Raw genomic sequence first — 19908 nt, forward strand, 5'->3', positions numbered from 1 at the left:
CGTTTTTTGTTTTGAATGACTTATTCAGCATCGCTGACGTTTTCGACACTATAGTGTATCGGTAAGTAAAATTTTAAGGAGTGGTGATATGCCGCTTACACAGTTGGATAGTCGCACTGCATTGATTGTGATTGATCTGCAAAAAGGCATCGTGGGGCTTCCCCTGGCGCATGATGCAGGAGTCGTCGTGAAACATGCCGCCCGGCTGGCAGAGGCGTTTCGCTGCCATCAGTTACCGGTTGTACTGGTGAATGTGGCTGGCAGTGCCCCCGGACGTACAGAGCAGCCCCGTGCCGGAGGCACACCTGCCAGCGACTGGGCGGAACTGGTACCGGCAATGACGCCGCTGGCAAATGATATCTGTATCACTAAGCAATGCTGGGGCGCGTTCAGCCATACTGGCCTGGAAGAAACACTCAGCGCCTTGTCCGTAACCCAGGTTGTGGTGGTCGGTATTGCAACCAGTATCGGTGTGGAATCAACCGCCCGTCAGGCGTATGAACTCGGGCTGAATGTCTCCTTATGTACCGATGCCATGACAGATGTGAATGTGTATGCCCACCATAATTCGCTGGAACGCATTTTCCCCCGTCTGGGCGAGACAGGAACCTGCGAGGAACTGCTGGCCCTGCTGGACACACGCTAGCGCATCAAGGCCGTAGGGCACAGGCCAGACAGTCCTAAGTTATTAACTACTCTAGCTGGGTTGGATGTCCAGTCCTGCAAGGCGGTGCCAGTAACCGTTACAGTGGATGCGATCCGTTACCGGGCAGGTGGTTCCTGTTAATTCGGCCTGTTTGAATGCACTGAGCGTGGCCAGAATATCCTCTGCCATCGGGCTGATGCGTACCACATCCACCAGTCCGTCCATGCTTGCGAGATCCTTGATCAGGTTATAACAGTAGCCGGATTGCGTCTGAATACCATTCAGGGTGAACAGTCGCTGGCCTTCCTGACTGTTTGCGGCCAGGCCTTGCGGGTAATGAATGCAGCAGGTCTGACAGTCGTCTTTGGCTTTGCCTTCCGCTCTGGCCGTAAAGCAACGGGCGGAATAGGCCAGCGGCAGATAGCCATAACTGAACACTTCCGTTTCAAACCGGTGACGAATGCCCATTGCAGCACAGTCGTGCAGAATGTTATTCAGCCAGTCCCGTGACAGCTCTACCGGCATGCACCAGCGTGTCATGCCTTGTCTGACAAAAAGCTGTAAGGTCTGCGCGTTATAACAATTGACTGCCGGGCCAACCACAAAGGGGACGTTTTGCTGATGGGCGAGATGGATGGCGGAGACATCATTCGCTTCTATACTGAATTCGCCGTTATCAATGTACTTTTTCATGACATTGATCTCACTGGGCGCTTCCAGCAAAGCTTGTGTGGAAAGTACCACCTCTTTGCCTGCGGCTGCCAGTTCCCGGGCCAGTACTAGCCAGTCGGCGGGCTTCATCAGCCGCCGCTTCGCACAAACGGTTTCGCCCAGATACACAATATCGGCGTCACTGCTCCGGGCGGCGTGATAGAAAGAGTCGACATCCGTTTTAGGCCAGAAGTAGAGCAGCGGCCCCAATGAATATTTCATGTTTCTCTCCTGTTATTGCCATTGTCGCTGGTAAGCGCCCAGTGTGGTTTGTGCCCCTTCCGACAGACGACTGAGCGTGTTGTCCCATTGCTGCTGAACCTGATAGGCATCGGGATTGGCCTGGTAACTGTCGATCGCCTGCCGCCAGGTTCGGGTCACTTGCTCGACATAAGCCTGGCTGCGTTGTCTGCCTTCAATTTTGACCGAGGCCACCCCTGTCCTGAACAGCTCAGGAAGCAGACTGAGGGTATTGAGGCTGGTCGGCGCCTCCAGAACATGTCCTCGCTGGTTCAGTCCGTTTACTTGCGTATCAAATCGCCCTTTGCATAAGGTGGGATAGCCGGCTTTCTCATCCTGACGGTAACGGTCAATCAAAATACCGTTCAGACGTGATTCCAGTCCGTCCCAGGTTTCCTGCCAGCGGACAAATTTAGCCGGAGAGCAGGCTCCGGCTGTGTTTGGCGACTCACCGGTCAGATAAGAGGATAAATAACACCGGCCTTCAGCCATGATGCACAAACTGCCAAATGCAAAGACTTCAAGCTCGACCTCGCTATTGCGGGCAAGCTGTTTTACCTGGTGGATAGACAGCACGCGAGGCAGTACGACCCGCTTTACGTTGAAGTGAGTACGGTAAAACGCAATGGCTTCTGTGTTGGTAGCCGAGGCCTGAACCGACAGGTGCAGTTCCAGCTCAGGATAGCGGCGGGCGGCATAGTCCAGGACCGCGATATCAGCCACAATCAGGGCATCGACGCCCAGTGCGGCGGCTTTATCGACAGCCTGCTGCCAGCGGCTGAAACCGTCGGGATGGGCAAAGGTGTTGAGGGCAACATGCAGTTTCCGGTTGTGCTGGCGGACATAGTCTGCGGCTTGTTCGAGTCGTCGGCCGTCAAAGTTCAGGCCGGTAAAATGGCGGGCATTGGTGTCATCTTTGAAGCCGATGTAGACCGCATCGGCGCCATTATCGATGGCGGTCTTGAGTGCGGGTAAATTGCCGGCCGGACAGAGCAGCTCCATACCTGGGCTCCTTGAGTGTCGAAAGAAGGGGACATCATAAAAAGCTGGCGGGAGACGATCTTGATATCACGCAGGTTTTTTCTCGTTTTTAACCGCTATACCCCTTTGGGGTGAACTGCGCTTGTCCGGGTTATTGATGTATCGCAGTAAGTGCCGTCTTGATTTCCCGTAAGCTGATGCCATCACAATGATGGAAGAGGGATTCACAGTGTATTTGCAGACTTTGCCGGGCTTACCTGAACTGGCACCGCAGTTGTTGAAATACCATTGCAGGCTGACACCGTTTTTTGTCCATAAGAGACTGATAGAACAGGCGCTGGCTGTGGTGTTCAAAGAGGCGTTATCCGACGGTGAACTGGATTTTCTGGCCGATCAGACGGTGACGATCACGATAGAAGATCTGGATTGGTCGTTCACCCTCACACTGAATTCCGGAAGGCTGGTGGTGTTACCCTCTGTTCCGGCACCAAATGCGCTGATGAAAGCCAGCAGCCAGAATTTGTTACGTATAGCCGCCCGTAAGGTGGATCCCGATACGCTTTTCTTCCAGCGCCGGTTAATGATGGCGGGAGATACTGAGCTCGGTCTGGCGGTAAAGAATCTGCTGGACAGCCTTGAACCGGAGCGCTTGCCTAAGTCGTTACACTGGCTGCTGACCAAAGCAGCCACATTGTACGGCACTGAATAGGCTGTCATACAAATATCACAGTGGCTGTTTATGCTGCTTGCAGCAAAGGGATGCGGGTATGAACAGGCATGGATGCAGTAAAGCGTCAAACCCGGCTATTCACGGCTCAATGGGTGGGAAAGCTTCACTTGTTCATTGAGCAGCAATGGCGGGGAAAATTATTGTATTTGGGGGCGCAGTCAGCCGTGGTGCTGGCTGTGCTCTTGCTGTTGGTCTGGAGTCTCAGTCCGGCGTCGCCGGTCGCGACGATGTCAGCATACAATCAGGTGTCTTGTCGTGATATTGGCGCAGCCCAGGGGCGGACGAACGCAACCGAACCGCTGCGGGTCTTTACGCCGGTACACCAGCTGGCACTGCCGATACTGAAAAAACTGTGTTCGCAACCTGCCATTCAGAGCGCGTATGCTGGTGTCAGCGTGTTCTGGCAATCGCGCAGCGAGTTCGTTCCGGCGCAGATTTACAGTCAGTTTTACGATGTCATGTGGGGGCGGGATTATGTGCTGAACGGCATGAGTCCGAGCTATCTGGATTATTATCAGCCAGTGCTGATCTTACCCAGCTATGATGTTTACTGGTACGCCAGATCGGCAGATTTTCGGGGCACTAAAGACGATTTTACCCAGATGACTCTGGGGCTGCTGGATGATCCGTTCAGTCTTTCCGGTTATCAGCTACCCATGAATCAGCTGAACAGCCTGCAACTGGCGGCGGATTCGGTGCACATTGCTTTTTACCCGTCGCGGCAAGCCTTGGCTGAGGCATTGCTGGCCGGTCAGGTTGATGTCGTTGCGGACACGAGTTTCAGCACGCTGTCGCAATCTTCTGCAGTGCTGTCCAAAGTCATGATTGCCAGCCAGGTATACTCCGGTGCCTGGTATGCCAGCTCTCGCGTATCTTCACCTCAATCCTTAATCGCCATTAAAGACGGGTTGTCGTCTTTGCGATAAAGCTGCTACTCAGGTTATTACCCATGAAACGAATTCACTGTTTGCCTCTGATGTGGCTGGTGGTGTTCTACGCCCTGGCCATTGCGCTGGTATCTTCATTCGGCCGCTATCAGGAATATCTGCAGATCATCTCTGACAGAGTGCAGCCTGTGATGGCTGAGGCCTGGCAGGACAGTGCGGATTACCAGTTACCTGAAGCACTGGAAGTTATTCTGATCCGGCGGCTGGAAGGCGAGCTGGATGCCGTATCGGGCAACAGGTTGTCGTCTCAGATCCAGCAATGTCACAGCCATATTTACCGGTTTGGAGCTCAGGGGGAACAGATATCGGCAGAAAACAGCCGCTGGTTACCCTGGACCATGACCTGGCTGATCGCTGCGCAGGGGGCGCAGCAAACCTGGCTGGACATTGATTGCCGGATAAGTTGGCTGCCCTGGCTGAGCCTCAGTCTGGGGCTGGCATTGCTCACTGTGGCAGGCTGGCACCTCATCGGCCAGCCGCTTAAAGCAGAAGACAGAGTGCTGATGGCGCTTTTCTTACAGCCAAGTGCGGCCGCAGGCCAGCAGGACGGCTTGCTGAAACGCTCGGCAGTCAAAGCGGGCGTGCTCCATTTCCGGCAGACTTATCCTAACCGCCAGGTCAACCCGGCGATTTTGCGGGCGCTTATCAGCACAAACCGGGCAACATTCAGTTCGCCGCAGCAATGTGTGGTGTCTTTGCTGGCGCGTGCCAGCCAGCTCCCAGAGCTGCACTTTGATCTGACCGGCGGCAAAGTTCAGGTGACACTGGCTGGCATACCCTTGGCCTTGTCCGTCACCCCGGCGTTGTACTTATTATGGTATGCCGGCAAGCGGCGCGATGAGACAGACGGCGGATGGGTCAGAAATCCGCCTTCCAATAAACCGGACCCGGTGCTGGCGCAGTCTCTGCTTGAGCTGATGTATCACTATGGCGGTCATGGACGGGCTATTCGTGAGCTGGAACAGGCCGGACTGAAAGCCAAATCCCTCGATCAGAACCGCAGCAAAATCAAGGAAGCACTGTCAGCTGTCACAGGTGAGGAAGTCGCGGAGGATTGTCTCTTTGAAAGCCGGAAACCGGGCGACAATCCCCAGACCGAATACCGTTTGAAGATATCGCCAGAAAAAATCAGCCTGTCAAAGCAGGATGTGTAAAGCATTGAAAATGCTGGATAAAATTTTAAAGATATCTCTAATTCTGCCATCGCCGCCGATGTCACAGAGCCGTCATCTTATTTCGCAACAGTAAGCGCAGCCTCCCGGGACAGGGAGAATGTGTTGAACTTACAATAGGAATAACGATGAAACGCACCATGGAAAAAATGCTGACCGCCAGCCTGCTATCTGCCACTGTGATCAGTGCGCCAGTGATGGCCCTGAATATTGTGCTGACCAACGACGACAGCTGGGATACGCAAAATATTCAGATCATGAAATCGGCCCTGATTGACGCCGGGCATAGTGTGATCATGTCTGCCCCCTGTACCGGACAAAGCGGCAAAGGTGGTGCGATGACCTTCCTGAAACCTGTCAGTGTGGATGAAACAAAAGCGGCACAGCAGGAATTCTGCGTCGGTGACACAGACACCAGCGTGGCGTTTGCTGATTACGCCGAAGGCACGCCTGTTATGGCGGTTTTGTACGGTATCGATGTGGCCGCGCAGCGTCTCTGGGGTCAGGCACCAGATCTGGTGATCTCCGGCCCCAACGAGGGGAACAACCTGGGCTTCATGAATAACAACTCAGGCACTCTGGGGGCAACCATGATTGCACTGAGCCGCGGGATTCCGGCGATAGCGGTCAGTGCCAATGAAAATACCGCACACGATGCCGATCAGTCTGAGCGGGTGGCGCATACCGTGGTCGAGGTGGTGGCTAAGCTGGCCAGCAGCCGCCCATCCGGTTCACCCTTGTTACCGGCTTACACCGGCCTGAATATCAATACCCCGGAAGAGATGGTCAATAATCTGGGCTATAAGTTTACCGATGTTGGCTGGAACGGCGGCGGTATTGAGTTCAAGTTCAGCGACGATCTGTCAGGCGATGCGGTGCTGATTGGCTATATGGTGCAAAAACTGATGGCGGGCGGCATGGATCAGGCCACTGCCAAGGCCACCGCGCAGACGGCGATGCAGGGTAAGCAAGGGCTGTCGTTCAGCATGGGGGATGCCGGAGATACCAACGCCAACTCGGAAGGCAATGCGGTGAAGGCGGGCTATATCACAATCAGTACCATAGACGGTAATGTCCAGGCGGCGCGAGCCAAGGTGTCACTGACTGAGCAGCGTTTGCTGGGTCTGAACTAGGAGGCTGCTATGAGAAACTATTCACGTCTTCTGTGCCTGATGCTGGGGCTTTTTCTGGCGGGGTGTAATGGCTCAGACAAGGACAGCAGCGCAGACAGTGGTAAAGAGAGTGGCGCTACAGATACCGGCCAGGCTGCGCTGAGCGGGGTGTATCGCGCTGTGGCTCAAGATACTGCCGGTAATCTGGTTGAGGTGCAGCTCATCGCTGAAAGCGGTCGGCTGCCGTTACTGACCTTGTGGGATGACAGGGAGCACCAAAGCTCATTTCTGGCGGAAAAACCAACGGGTGAGCAGGGGCAAACTGGCTATTATTTTGCCGAATTACAGTATCAGTGTCAGGCACAACAAAATGCCTTCGTGTGTGACACCCCTGAAGGCACAACTCGCCTGGCCGCCGATTCGTCGTCTGCTCAACACGCTGGCTTTGTGGCAGGCCAGTACCAGGCGGTCTGGGACGGACAGCTTTACACGCTGAGTTTGGACGAACAGGGCAATGCCAGTATTGCCAGTCTGCACTGTGAGTCTGGTGCGCGCTTTTCGGCATCGGCTTCGCTGGAAACTGTCCGGGTGATGACAGTGGCAGGCAACAACGGTTGTCAGTTACCGCTGTCCCGGGCTTATGCTGACACTGTGGTCGATAACGATGTGCTGTACAGCATTAATCTGCAGACCGAACACCCGGGCTTTCCCCAGGTATGGGTAAAGATTGCCGGTTAGAAACAGACGGTTCAGTTAGTGTCGAACTCGCGGCGGCAGGAGGGTTTTGCCCGTTTTGTCGCCGATTTTCGTTCCGTTATTCTGCCTGTTACGGCAAGAGCAATGCTGTCAGTACACCAGCCGTCTGCTTTGTTAGCATCTAAGGTGTTATCGTATGGCTCAAAGCATGAGTCGGAGAGGTAAGTGTTGGGATAACGCTCCGATGGATCGGCTGTTTCGCAGCCTAAAATCAGAATAGGTACCAGCAACTGGGTATTTATCAATGACGGAGGCAATGAAAGATATCAGCTTCTATCTAATGGACTATTACTATTGGCATAGACTCCACAGTTACTGCGATGGATTATCCCCTGCTGAAGCTGAAATCGGTTTAATTTATTGTCCGGAATGAGTTGAGCACTGTATGTCAAGCTATGAATATGTATGTCATTTTGTTTGTGGCATTATTATTTGAGTCAATCTTTATTGAGATAAGGCTTAAGCAATATTCTAATTGACGAGTGGAGAAGCCCTCAGGTGCGTCGCAAAGTTCTGCATTGTTAATAACCATCGTGCTGCGCATCTCAGAATATCTGCAGTTCAAGCGACTCTTTGCGAAACTGTGCAGATCTTGCAGAGTCATTGAATTATTTCAATTAATGTCGTTTTCAGTGGGGGAAAATAACATTGTTTCTACTTATCGCAATCACTTGGTTATTTGTCTTTGTATCTAGCATTGTATTGAAATTTTCGGGCAGTATGAGGTGTTGCATTATATGTAGTCTTTCGTTCGTATGGGGAGCAACCGTGCTATACCTGACGTTTGGTACACCTTCCGGTGGCGGTAGTAGTATAAATTTTATGCCTTTAAATGTGACGAATCGAGCTGACGTTATTGATGCTTGCCTCAATGCTTTGATGTTTGTACCTGGTGGTATGTTAATAAACCTTATAGGAGCAAAATTTCTACATTCAATTGCTGTTGGTGCATTTTTAAGCATTATGATCGAGGTCATGCAGTTCGTACTGGGATCAGGGCGAACGTCTGATTTAAACGACATAATATTCAACACATTAGGTGTAGCTTGCGGATTTCTGCTTACTAAAAGGTTCAGGAAACGAATTGAAAAGATGCAAAGTATGTGAGGGTTACAATCGCCATACGTGAAGACAGCACACTTAGCACCACCTTATTAATGAAGGTTTTGCTAACTAGAGGTAACTAAATCAATGATTTACATTCTGAACGAAAGTATTCATTCATTGTCGTGGTTTTTGCCTCAAACTCGCTACAAAACAACCAACATAAAGCAGAGTAACAACGCTCAATTAACCGTAATTTTTGCGTGGTAGAACGTTATGGGGTCAAAGCCTGAGGGGGAATAAGCGAGTTGCATTAGTGTGTTTTGCTAATCTCTGCCTCCAATTTGAACAGCTCGGCGTCGGTACGAATGCCAAGTTTGCGGAAGGCGGCTTGCTTTTGGCTGCTAATAGTCTTTTTACTACGCGAGAATTTCTGGGCGATCTGATTGACCGTAAGACCAGCAAGGCAGCAGCGAAGCACTTCGCTTTCCTTTGGTGACAGCTCAGAATAGTTAAGTAAGCCTTGTTCGCCCTTGTTTGGGGAAGCGTCGTCGGCAGATTGAGAGAAGGGCTGCTTTTCAAGTTCTGTTGCAATATTTGGCGACAAATACAAGCGCCCACGGGCTGCCATTCGAATAGCCAGGATCAGGTCGTCGGTATTTTGCGATTTGCCGACAAAGCCGTTTGCTCCGGTGCGGATACTCATATGTACTGTAGCGGGGCGTTCGGCGGAGGAAAAGATGACTATACGTAAGTCGGGGTAACGCTGGCGAATCAGGCCGATCAGACGCAGCCCATCCAACTCACCGTCCCCCAGTTGGTAGTCAAGTACCAGCAGATCGAAGGTTTCTCGACGGATTGCATCAAGTAGCTGGGTACTGGTTGAATAGACACCTTGCAAATTGAAGTCGGGCTCTGCCGAAAGGCGCACACTCAGTGCCTCACGGATCAATGCATGATCATCCAGTAGGGCGATTCGGATTGGCGGCTTAGGTGACCATTGCATTGGCGCAAACTCCTTTGAATTGCCTGATACCTTGGTTAAGGCAGTGACGCCTGCAAAGCTAGCAGATTTCGTGGGGTGTTAAAAGCCTATCCCTTGCTCTATACGGTTTGTACTCAGCGGGTCACGCGATCGAGCCCGTGTTTTACGAACTTACAAGCAGTTGATCAAGTGTCAGCGCCTTGGAATGCAGATTCAACCGTGGCGTCAGCACATTTTCTTCCTGTCTCAGAAGGAAGCCCGCAGCATCGACTATGTCGACCACCTCGCTTGATTGACCATAATAGTGGAGTTCTAAAGTTATGCACCCAAGTACCGACTTTTGAGCAGGTGATTTCAATTTTTGTGATCTGATAGTGCAGCTTTTTGGGTCTCTTTGGGTGGCAAGCTTTGTTTGTTCTAATTTAATCGTTGTACAGTTCCTCGTATGGATTTTTCTTGATGCTAGTCTTATTTATCATTATCGTAATTGCGCTCTGTTGTGCATGAGACTGGTCTTAAATATGGACGAAAAGCGACTGTTATTTGTCCACTTCCCCTTAATTTAGCCGTCCTCTGGTTTCAATCTTCAGATTTTGGACTAAGCCATCATGAAACTCTCATATTTCCTATTTCTCTTTTTAGTGTTGGTTATCTGTCAGTTTCGTGCTGTGGCTTATGGCCAGGAGACGGACGATGTACGGCTTTTGATCCGCACGCCGGTCGTGAGTCCGGAAGTGTATTTCAATACGCAGACCCAGTCCTGGTTAGATAGAAAGTCTGTAGTTAGAGTGGCTATGTGGGGCGGAGCGTGGCCACCTATGCATCTGGGGTTTGACTTGGCTCATTTCGAGGGGGTTACGGCTGATGTTTTGGGGGCGCTGGAACAGACATTAGGGCTTCGCTTTAAAATTGTAAGTTACTCCGGTCGCGAGCAAGCGCTGCAAGCGCTTGCCGCTGGCGAGGTTGAGATGCTCGCCTTCAATGATGCTGGGCAACCGAGCGATTCACGAGTACGTCAGTCGGTTGCCTATCTGGTTAATCATCGTGTTGTCATCCGGCGTACACGCGATTCCGCTAGTATTGACCCGGAAATGGCTAATAAGCGGCTTGCTTTTGTAGGCTCTTCATTGCTGGAAGCTCAGCTCAGGCTGCGCTACCCGCACGCTAAACTGATGAAGTATGGCAATCACGCACAAGCCATAACTGCGGTGGTCTACGAGCAGGCGGATGCGCTGTACACGAGTGCCATTACTGCGGCATATCTGATACCGCGAATGTTTCCCAACCTGCTTTCTTTCGATCACACTAAGGGTGTGTCTGACGTTGGCGATATTAACTTTGCCGTCAGCGCTAAGCAGCCTGAGTTGCTCGACGCGATTAATCAGTCGCTCTCTTCTATTCCCCTGTCTGAGATGCTCAGAATAGCTTCGCGCTGGGAGCTGGGCGAAGACTTCGTGATCCCCAGAAAGCCCCTGCAGTTGAGTGCAGAGCAGCAGGCATGGGTGGCGGCGAATCCGCGAATCAGAGTGCTGATGGCTGCGCCTAATGCACCGTTGACTTTCTATGACCAGCGTGACCAACTGCGCGGTCTGAGTGTAGACCTGCTTAAGCAGATTGAGCGCAGCACCGGCCTGAGGTTCGAGCCCGTACGCAGCGATGGCATTGGGGATATGATCGAGAGGCTGCAGAGGGAGCAGGCTGACTTAATCGTTGCGCTAAGCGTCGCAGGATCTGTGACCGGACCTTTGTATTACACGCGCCCTTACCTGATCAGTCCGCTGGTGGTGGTGACCCGGCGAGAGCAATCCAACATTCGCAGCTTCGATGAGCTTCATGGACGGCGTTTGGCGATTGTACGTGATACACCTGGATTCGCATGGTTGGGCAAGCATCATCCGAGTATCACTGCGGTGGCAGTCGAGAACGCCTCGCAAGGATTGGAGATGCTGATAAGCGGAGAAGTTGATGGCAGTGTGCAGAGCCAGTTCATTGCCGATTATTTCATCAAGCAGCATTTCCAAGCTGACCTGCATGTTGCTTCGGTGTTCGGGCCGAGGCCTGACAGGGTCGTCATGGCTGCAGCTTCCGATAAGCAAATACTGAAGGACATCATCAATGAAGCTTTGCTGGATATCCCGCCCGAGCGCCTCAGACAGTTGACTGATCGCTGGCGTAACCATGATATACCTGCCGTTGCTAGCCCATGGAGCACATACAAAAATGTGATCTACGCAGTTATTGGCGGTGCTGCGTTATTTGCCTTGATCTTCTTGCTTTGGAACTACTACCTAAGAGGGCAGATTCGCCGCCGGCAAAGAGCCGAAGAGGCTCTGAAGGATCAATTAGAGTTCACACGAACCTTAATTGACGGTTCACCAGTCGCGTTGTATGTACGTGACCAACAGGGGCGCTTGATTCACTGCAACCAGGCATATTTAGACTTTATGCAGGCGTCTAGGGAGGAGTTCGTCGGCAAGACGTTGCTGGAAAACAGCGACGTCGCACCTTGGCTGGTCGCGCGCTATCACCAGATGTACTTGGAGGTAGTGAAAACGGGCAAGCCAATTTTCGCGGATTTAGATGTGGAGGTAAAAGGACAACCTTTCCATATCTATCATTGGATACTTCCATTTCAGGATGGCTTGGGCCGCTACCGGGGCGTGATTGGAGGCTGGCTGGATATCACTGAGCGCGAGAAACTACTGCAGCAATTGCAACAGGCGAAGGAGCAAGCTGTTGAGGCCAGCCGATCCAAGTCGGTATTTTTAACCACTATGAGCCATGAAATTCGTACACCTATCAGTGCTGTGGTGGGGTTGATTGAATTGTTGCGTCTGCGTACCGATGATCCAGCACAGATGAGGCATAACCTCGATGTGGCGTATCAGTCTGCACAGTCTCTGTTAGCGCTGATCGGCGATATTCTCGACTTGTCGAAGATCGAAGCAGACGCCCTTGAGCCAACTTCCAGAACAACCGATTTGGAGGTGCTGATCCAGTCGGCTCATCGCTTATTTGAGGCCAATGCGCGGAAGAAAAACCTCGAATACTGCCTGTGCATCGATATTACTCACAAGGGCATAATGATTGACAGTTTGATGCTCAATCAGATCGTTTCCAACTTGCTCAGCAATGCGATCAAGTTCACCGAGCAGGGTGAGGTAAAGTTGGTACTACGTGAGGACGTGAGCCGTAAACGTGATGGATTCGGGTGCTATGAGATCCAAGTCCAAGATAGCGGAGTAGGGCTGAGTGGTGCCGATCAAAAGGTGATATTCGAACCCTTTGTACAGGCTGGCGGTGTGCTGCAGCGTCGTGATGGCTCTGGCCTCGGGTTGAACATCTGCCAAAGATTGACCAAGTTGCTAGGGGCAACGCTTTCAGTTGAAAGTGAGTTGGGGAAGGGCTCGTGCTTTCTCCTACGCTTCGAGGCACCGCTTGTTCATGTAGATACCCAGCCACAAGTGGCGACATTGGAACCGGCTTCGACCCACAGATTGCGAATTTTGGTAGCTGAAGACCATGCTCCTAGTCGCCTGTTGTTGTGCCAGCAGCTTGAATACCTTGGTCATGAGGCTGTTCCCTGCGACGATGGTGAGTCAGCACTCGATGTTTGGACTCATGCATCTATTTCATTCGACCTAACCATTGCCGATTGCAACATGCCTAACATGGATGGCTTTGAACTCAGTAGCCGTATCCGTGCGATTGAGGAGGAGAGGGCGGAAGGTTTTCATCCGATCTTCGGCCTGACGGCCAATGCTCAGTCTTCTGCTGTCGAGAAAGGGCTGGCTGCAGGTATGACCAGGTGTATATTCAAGCCAGTCAGCATCGAGGTGCTTTCGAACTTGATTGGCGAAATTTCCAGAGGCAATGAGCTACGAGCTAAGGCCGCAGGTGCCAGTAGCGAATTGGAGAAACTTCGCATACTCAAACCGGAGGCCTATGATTCCCTAGTCGAAGAAATCTTGCGAACCTTGCGCGAGGACGCGTCAAAGTTAGCCGAGCTAGGTCAGGAAGATGATCTCAAGGCGCTTGTTAGGCTGGCTCACAAGATTAAGGGGGGGGCACAGCTTGCCGGTGATGCGCAACTCGTCAAAGCGTGCCAGGTACTTGAAGAGAGCGGGGAAAGGGGAGTGCAGAGATCTCGTGCCCAAATTAGTGTGGTGCTGCACCTCCTAGAAGTGCTTCAGATGCGGCTGTTGGAGGAGAGTTGAAAAATTTCGTCGCCCTACTAAGGTTGCTCAGTTTGTTGGCTTTTAAGACAAGTCTTATATCGGCTGTGTGAACTTGATGGTTAAATCTATAATAGTGGGATGTGTTTTAAACTATCAGTAGTCTGCAGCTACACAAGTGGCAAGTTTAGCCAATAGAGGGATGCGTGTGGAAATAGATATTACGGCGGTACGAAAACATTCTAGTGTTATCGTATCGGAAAAACTTGGAGCGACTCCTTCTGTTTTACATTGTAGATAGCCTGTCAAAATGCAACGTTAGGTTCCAAGAGCGTAACTTATCTCAGCACTCTGTATGTGACGCTAAGAATTATTATATTTTATTATTGGGATTTTAGTATGAGCAAATCAACCTTCCAGAAGATTACGTTCCATCACGTAGGAATCCCAATTACGGAAAAGCTTCCAGCTGACACTTATAATGCTGATTTGAAAATGCGTGCTACAGGATATTTTGAGTCACCTTATGCTATTGAGTGGATGGAGTTTGATAAGGACAGTCTACTCCCTGAAATTATAAGAACACAGCCTCATGTTGGCTATGTGGTTGAAGATCTGAAAAAAGCAATCAAGGGCCGAAAGGTGATTCTTGAACCAACGAGCCCCTGCGATGGGGTTACAGTAGCCTTTGTTCTTGAAGGTCGTGATTTGGTAGAGTTTCTACAGTTTGATAAGCCGGAAGAAGAAGTATGGCCGCACCCGAATAAGTTCCTTCTTGAGTGCTTGTAACTTGCAGGGATTACTGCTTTATTTTTTAAGAGAGGATATTGTTCTTAGGGTTTATCTTAAGTAAATGTCATCGTCTGGGCACGCGTGAATTGCGTAGATTCATCCCTCTATGTTTCAGAAGTATTCAAGTGAACTTTGTCTGGAGATGTGATGCCGAGCCAAACCTCTTTGATTAATAATAAGTGGATGTGAATTGTTTATTCTTAACACACTCGGTGGAGAACAACCAATAGTTAATTAAAAGGTGAATAATATGAATAACTTCAATCGCTTTCAAGGTAAAGTCGCTTTCATCCAAGGTGGGAGCAGAGGTATTGGGGCTGCTATTGTTGAAAGGTTAGTTTCAGAGGGTGCATCGGTCGCTTTCACATATGTTTTATCTCACAGTAAAGCAAATGCACTCGTAAATGAGCTGACATCAAAAGGTGGTAAGGTCATCGCAATCAAGGCGGATAGTACAAAGCCTGAGGATATCAGAAATGCAATGGGCAGAGTCGTTGAGCTCTTTGGTCAACTAGATATTGTCGTTAACAATTCTGGTGTTCTAATTTGGGATAATGTTGAAAACTTAACCTTGGATGATTGGGAGAAGACGATAAATACCAATGTAAGAAGTGTATTTATTGCAAGTAATGAAGCTGCTAAATATATGAATAACTATGGTAGAATTATTAATATTAGCAGTACAAATGCTCAGCGTATCCCATTTGCAGGAGGTGCTATCTATGGAATGAGTAAATCTGCTCTGTCAGGGTTGGTCAAAGGCCTTTCTCGAGACTTAGGCCACAGAGGAATTACAGTAAATAATATTCTACCTGGACCTGTAGATACCGATTTAAATCCAGAAAATAGCGATACATCTGAGAAGGTAAAAGCGATTGGTGCACTTGGACGCTATGGTCAGGCAGAGGAGATTGCAAACTTGGTCGCATTTGTCGCAAGTGCAGAAGCAGGTTATATTACAGGCGCGGATTTGATGATAGATGGTGGTTTTTCTGCTTGACAAACTTGTCTTGGATTGTTTTATAGAGTGAAGTATGTGTGATAATAGTTCAAGACTTTAAGGTTTAAGTAAAACATGCGTGGCTACTTGTTGATTATTATTGAGAATCACTATTTAAGTGGCATTGTAAAAGCTGAAATAGTGAATGAAATTTTTGACTTAGGTGATTAAGTAATATCGTATGAGTAGTGAAGAATTTTTCGATGTCTGGCCTATATCCAATGTTGATCATGAAAAACCTATTAGCTTTGAACAATTTTGGATGCTTGCTCAAGATATCCAGTTGTTACCATATAAACAGCACCCTATTTTAAAGGTGGAAAATCAAAATATTAATAAAGTAAAAAATATAAGAAAGTGACGTGACTAAATATAAGGAAACAATATTTAAGAGACAGAATATTCACCTTTAATGTCTTTAACAAACAGGTAGTTTTTTATAGATGACTGTCTTAGGTGGCATTGCGAACGTCAATAAAGTTGGCCACGTTTTCTGGCTTTCCAGTCTTTCTTTACTATTTCATTCGAGTCAATGCATTGTTATATCATTACTCCCAACAATATGCCGTTTGTAGGTTGAATATATAAACGAACTGAGGGGCGAGATTAAGGTGAGGAACTCAGTGTGTTGATTAATCATGTTGCATTACCTAGGATGAATGGGCATTACATAATGAAGCATTATCTTCCCTGTTTACCATGATAAAAAACCATGCTTTATTACATAAAATATTCATCAAAAACTAATTTTTTTAATTTGTTATAGAGGGGGGAACATCATAAGTGGTGGGGTTCTTTCTAATTATTTCAATTAAAAATATTTAAGGGTGAATGTTTTTACTTATTTATGACGTGACTATGAATATGTTTCAGAGTGGTTTTTATTGTAATTAAGTTTGTATTGAGATGACTATACGAGAGTTATGTGTAAGATCTATTATTGTATAAAATGGATTTTTTAGTAAGAAACCTCCAGTTTTAATTTAAAAAGTAGGAAATGGTTGCTTTATTTCATGTTAAGCGAAATCGCTGATTATCATGGCGAAGTAAAGTATATCCTAACCGTTTTACTTAACTGCAGTTATTATTTTGGCTGCATTATATACTCAAGTTCTTAAAGGTAATTTATGAATAAGTCAAAAATGTCTAGAAGTTTATCTATATCTTCATTGTTATTTTCTACCTGTATTATTATTTCACCAAACGTTGCAGCTTCTTCGCTGGAAGATAAAGTTCAGCATTTTGAAGAGCAAGGTTGGAGTATTGGGGTTACTGTATTGGACACTAAGTCACATGAAGTGGAATCCGTACATGGTGATAAACGCTTCCATTTCAATAGTACAATTAAAGCGTTGGCATGCGCGAATGTACTAGCAAAAGTGGACAAAGGACAGCTCAAACTCAGTGATTCCGTCGTGGTGAAAAAGAGTGATCTTGTCGAATATTCTCCAGTTACAAAAGATTACGTTGGTAAAGGCTTCACTCTCAAAGATGCATGCAACGCTACACTAACATATAGTGATAATACGGCAGCAAACTACACCATCTCTGCAGTAGGTGGACCAATTGGCCTGACTAACTTTATGCGCTCAATAGGCGATAATGTAATGCGGTCAGATCGCTATGAACCGGAACTAACAAAAAATATAGAATATGATATGAGGGATACAACTACCACCAATGCAATGGCTGCAAGTCTAAACAAACTTCTTCTGGGTGATGTTCTATCATTAGAGTCAAAATCTCAATTGAAGCAGTGGATGGAAGGCAATAAAGTAGCTGATGGCCTGCTAAGAGCTTCATTACCTAAAGGTTGGTCAATAGCGGATCGTTCTGGAGCCAGTGATTATGGTGTGCGAGGCATTGTATCAATGGCTTGGTCAGAAACACAGCATCCGGTGATTGTTACTATGTATGTCAGAAAAAGTGGTACAACTTTGGAAGAAAGAGACAAAGTAATATCAGAAATAGGTAAAGTTATTTACGGTAAATACCAATAATTTTGATGGTTATACTGATTTATAGGCAAGATGAAATGAGACTGACCTGAAATTTGTGTAATAGTCTAAGTTTTAGTCTTAAAGGCTTCAGGATAGACAGCAAGGACAAGAAAGCACTTGAAGTATTTGTTCGTGAAGCCGCAAAATTCATTAAGTCCCAATCTGATCTTGAGCACCTTAGTAAAATGTTAACCAAGGTGACCGTTGAAACTACGCTTAATGTCGAGTTAGACGAGCACCTTGGCTACGAAAAACACCCGTCAAAGCTAAGTCTCCACTTCCCCTTTAGCTCAGAGGTGTCCTACCCGCCATATTTAGCTTTTCAGTTATAGTTGGTGGCGCTGCTGATCCCGTGCTGGCGGCATATATCATCGACCTTCAGGCCAGCATCCGCTTCTTTGAGAATCGCGACTATCTGTGATTCAGTGAACCGTGACTTCTTCATGGTGATCTCCTGCTGTTATTTGGCAGAAATCTCCAGTTTAGACTGTCTCAGGATAGGGGAAGTGGACAGGTAAAGATTGCCGGTTAGAAACAGACGGTTCAGCTAGTGACGAACCCGCGGCGGCAGGAGGGTTTTGCCCGTTTTGTCGCCGATTTTCGTTCCGTTATTCTGCCTGGTTTGCGCATCGGAAGCAGCTTGAGTGGCGAGTGACTGTTTCTTTGCGCAGACTTTGCGTATAATTCCGCCATCATATACCCAAGTCATCCCCTACTGCCTGTTACGGCACAGAAGAGCAAACAGAGGCCAGGATGTAACCACAGGTTAATCAGCCATCACCCGGCTTGTTCCGGGCAAGACTCAACTGACATACCGGGCGCTGCGTTTTAACCTACCTCGCCTGGGCTGACTTAATTCGATAACTGGATCTTCACTGAATATGTCTTTTTTAACTGAAGTGGGTAAACGCCGCACGTTTGCCATCATTTCTCACCCGGATGCGGGTAAAACCACCATTACTGAAAAAGTCCTGCTGTTCGGAAACGCCCTGCAGCGTGCCGGTACGGTCAAAGGCCGCGGCTCTAACCAGCACGCTAAGTCGGACTGGATGGAAATGGAAAAAGAGCGTGGTATCTCGGTCACTACCTCTGTGATGCAGTTTCCGTACAACGAGTGTCTGGTCAACCTGCTCGATACCCCGGGGCACGAAGATTTCTCGGAAGATACCTACCGCACACTGACCGCTGTGGACTCTTGTCTGATGGTGATAGATGCGGCTAAAGGTGTCGAGGATCGGACCCGTAAGCTGATGGAAGTCACCCGTCTGCGTGACACGCCTATCGTGACCTTTATGAACAAACTTGACCGTGACATCCGCGATCCGATGGAATTGCTGGATGAAGTGGAAAGTGAGCTGAACATTGCCTGTGCGCCGGTCAGCTGGCCGATTGGCTGTGGTAAAGAGTTCAAAGGCGTCTATCACATTCACCGTGACGAAACCATTCTGTACGCCACCGGTCAGGGTCACACCATTCAGGAAGTCCGGATTGTGAAAGGTTTGGACAACCCTGAACTGGATACGGCTGTTGGCGAGGATCTGGCCGGTCAGTTGCGTGAAGAGCTGGAACTGGTGCTGGGTGCATCGCACGAATTTGATCGTGAACTGTTCCTTAAAGGGGAACTGACGCCGGTATTCTTCGGTACGGCACTGGGTAACTTTGGTGTTGACCATATGCTTGACGGCCTGACTGAGTGGGCACCTGCGCCGCTGCCGCGTCAGGCGAATGAGCGCGATGTTGAAGCCACGGAAGAGAAGTTCTCCGGCTTCGTGTTCAAGATTCAGGCCAATATGGACCCGAAACACCGCGACCGTATTGCCTTTATGCGCATTGTCTCGGGCACTTATACCCAGGGCATGAAAATGAACCATGTCCGTATCGGCAAGAACATCAGCATTTCGGATGCTGTGACTTTCATGGCCGGTGACCGCTCCCGTGCTGAAACTGCCTATGCCGGTGACATCATTGGTCTGCATAACCACGGGACGATTCAGATTGGCGATACCTTTACCCAAGGGGAAAATCTGAAATTTGCCGGTATTCCGAATTTTGCTCCTGAGCTGTTCCGCCGTATCCGCCTGCGCGATCCGCTGAAGCAGAAACAATTGCTGAAAGGCCTGGTGCAGCTGTCGGAAGAAGGTGCGGTGCAGGTATTCCGTCCGCTGCTCAACAATGATTTGATCGTCGGCGCCGTCGGTGTGCTGCAGTTTGACGTTGTCGTGGCTCGTCTGAAGGCGGAATACAATGTCGAAGCCATTTACGAAAGCGTCAACGTGGCAACGGCACGCTGGGTAGAATGTGGCGACGGCAAGAAATTCGAGGAATTCCGCCGCAAGAATGAAGTGAATCTGGCGCTGGATGGGGGTGATAACCTCACTTACATCGCACCGACTATGGTGAACCTCAATCTGGCGAAAGAGCGTTTCCCAGAGGTGGACTTCCGCGCCACCCGCGAGCATTAATGCCTGTCTGTTGACTTAAGGCTACGAAAGAAAAAGCCTCTGATTTCAGGGGCTTTTTTTGTTCGGTTGGCATCATGTCTCTTCGCTCGCTTGATGTCACGCAGCTCAGGAATGATACTGTTCAGTATTCAAACTATTCCTGACATAATCATGCA

Annotated in this window: 16 protein-coding genes and 3 pseudogenes; 15 read left to right on the forward strand and 4 right to left on the reverse strand. The window is 49.1% G+C overall.

Annotation, left to right across the window (positions count from 1 at the left end):
- Positions 1-88 precede the first annotated feature (88 nt).
- Positions 89-646, forward strand: a complete 558-nt coding sequence (locus IFO68_RS09100) for an isochorismatase family protein (protein ID WP_192015607.1) — start codon at positions 89-91, stop codon at positions 644-646.
- A gap of 51 nt (positions 647-697) precedes the next feature.
- Here the strand turns inward: IFO68_RS09100 and IFO68_RS09105 are convergent, their stop codons facing one another.
- Both IFO68_RS09105 and ubiU read right to left on the reverse strand, forming a co-directional pair.
- Positions 698-1579 carry a U32 family peptidase gene (locus IFO68_RS09105; RefSeq protein ID WP_192015608.1) on the reverse strand — a complete coding sequence of 294 codons (882 nt, stop codon included), beginning with the start codon at positions 1577-1579 and terminating at the stop codon, positions 698-700.
- Between the two features lie 12 nt (positions 1580-1591).
- Positions 1592-2599 carry a ubiquinone anaerobic biosynthesis protein UbiU gene (gene ubiU / locus IFO68_RS09110; protein ID WP_192015609.1) on the reverse strand — a complete coding sequence of 336 codons (1008 nt, stop codon included), beginning with the start codon at positions 2597-2599 and terminating at the stop codon, positions 1592-1594.
- A gap of 208 nt (positions 2600-2807) precedes the next feature.
- On the opposite strand from ubiU, the gene ubiT reads away from it, so the two are divergent.
- The 7 genes and pseudogenes from ubiT to IFO68_RS09145 all read left to right on the forward strand — a co-directional run bounded on the left by ubiT (position 2808) and on the right by IFO68_RS09145 (position 8402).
- On the forward strand, positions 2808-3287 hold the full coding sequence (ubiT, locus tag IFO68_RS09115) for a ubiquinone anaerobic biosynthesis accessory factor UbiT (protein ID WP_192015610.1): 480 nt from the start codon (positions 2808-2810) through the stop codon (positions 3285-3287).
- Positions 3288-3355: 68 nt separating this feature from the next.
- Complete coding sequence (locus IFO68_RS09120; RefSeq protein ID WP_192015611.1) at positions 3356-4234, forward strand: hypothetical protein; 879 nt, start codon at positions 3356-3358, stop codon at positions 4232-4234.
- A gap of 23 nt (positions 4235-4257) precedes the next feature.
- The gene (locus IFO68_RS09125) at positions 4258-5409 is read left to right on the forward strand and encodes a hypothetical protein (protein ID WP_192015612.1); all 1152 of its coding nucleotides are present in this window, start codon (positions 4258-4260) and stop codon (positions 5407-5409) included.
- A gap of 146 nt (positions 5410-5555) precedes the next feature.
- On the forward strand, positions 5556-6560 hold the full coding sequence (locus tag IFO68_RS09130) for a 5'/3'-nucleotidase SurE (RefSeq protein WP_225445140.1): 1005 nt from the start codon (positions 5556-5558) through the stop codon (positions 6558-6560).
- A gap of 9 nt (positions 6561-6569) precedes the next feature.
- Positions 6570-7277 (forward strand): hypothetical protein, encoded by a 708-nt coding sequence (locus IFO68_RS09135; RefSeq protein WP_192015613.1) that lies wholly within the window; start codon positions 6570-6572, stop codon positions 7275-7277.
- A 148-nt stretch (positions 7278-7425) separates the two neighbouring features.
- Positions 7426-7673 (forward strand): annotated as a pseudogene (locus IFO68_RS09140) (integrase core domain-containing protein); the annotation flags it as partial.
- Between the two features lie 390 nt (positions 7674-8063).
- Positions 8064-8402 carry a VanZ family protein gene (locus IFO68_RS09145; protein WP_192015614.1) on the forward strand — a complete coding sequence of 113 codons (339 nt, stop codon included), beginning with the start codon at positions 8064-8066 and terminating at the stop codon, positions 8400-8402.
- Between the two features lie 250 nt (positions 8403-8652).
- Here the strand turns inward: IFO68_RS09145 and IFO68_RS09150 are convergent, their stop codons facing one another.
- Complete coding sequence (locus IFO68_RS09150) at positions 8653-9345, reverse strand: response regulator transcription factor (protein WP_192015615.1); 693 nt, start codon at positions 9343-9345, stop codon at positions 8653-8655.
- 587 nt (positions 9346-9932) lie between these two features.
- On the opposite strand from IFO68_RS09150, the gene IFO68_RS09155 reads away from it, so the two are divergent.
- The 6 genes and pseudogenes from IFO68_RS09155 to IFO68_RS21850 all read left to right on the forward strand — a co-directional run.
- Complete coding sequence (locus IFO68_RS09155; protein WP_192015616.1) at positions 9933-13541, forward strand: transporter substrate-binding domain-containing protein; 3609 nt, start codon at positions 9933-9935, stop codon at positions 13539-13541.
- Between the two features lie 357 nt (positions 13542-13898).
- A complete protein-coding gene (locus IFO68_RS09160) occupies positions 13899-14288 on the forward strand; it encodes a hypothetical protein (protein WP_192015617.1) in 390 nt (129 codons plus the stop codon).
- A 253-nt stretch (positions 14289-14541) separates the two neighbouring features.
- The gene (locus IFO68_RS09165; protein WP_192015618.1) at positions 14542-15291 is read left to right on the forward strand and encodes a 3-oxoacyl-ACP reductase family protein; all 750 of its coding nucleotides are present in this window, start codon (positions 14542-14544) and stop codon (positions 15289-15291) included.
- Between the two features lie 181 nt (positions 15292-15472).
- Positions 15473-15652, forward strand: a complete 180-nt coding sequence (locus IFO68_RS09170) for a hypothetical protein (RefSeq protein ID WP_192015619.1) — start codon at positions 15473-15475, stop codon at positions 15650-15652.
- Positions 15653-16418: 766 nt separating this feature from the next.
- Positions 16419-17291, forward strand: coding sequence for a class A beta-lactamase (gene bla / locus IFO68_RS09175; protein WP_225445141.1), 873 nt, complete (start codon positions 16419-16421; stop codon positions 17289-17291).
- A 92-nt stretch (positions 17292-17383) separates the two neighbouring features.
- Positions 17384-17563 (forward strand): annotated as a pseudogene (locus IFO68_RS21850) (IS256 family transposase); the annotation flags it as partial.
- 53 nt (positions 17564-17616) lie between these two features.
- Here IFO68_RS21850 and IFO68_RS09180 read toward each other — a convergent pair.
- Positions 17617-17736 (reverse strand): annotated as a pseudogene (locus IFO68_RS09180) (transposase); the annotation flags it as partial.
- Between the two features lie 436 nt (positions 17737-18172).
- On the opposite strand from IFO68_RS09180, the gene prfC reads away from it, so the two are divergent.
- Positions 18173-19753 carry a peptide chain release factor 3 gene (prfC, locus tag IFO68_RS09185; RefSeq protein ID WP_192015620.1) on the forward strand — a complete coding sequence of 527 codons (1581 nt, stop codon included), beginning with the start codon at positions 18173-18175 and terminating at the stop codon, positions 19751-19753.
- Positions 19754-19908: the final 155 nt, after the last annotated feature.

Source organism: Photobacterium arenosum (assembly GCF_014841115.1).
Classification (GTDB): Bacteria; Pseudomonadota; Gammaproteobacteria; order Enterobacterales; family Vibrionaceae; genus Photobacterium; species Photobacterium arenosum.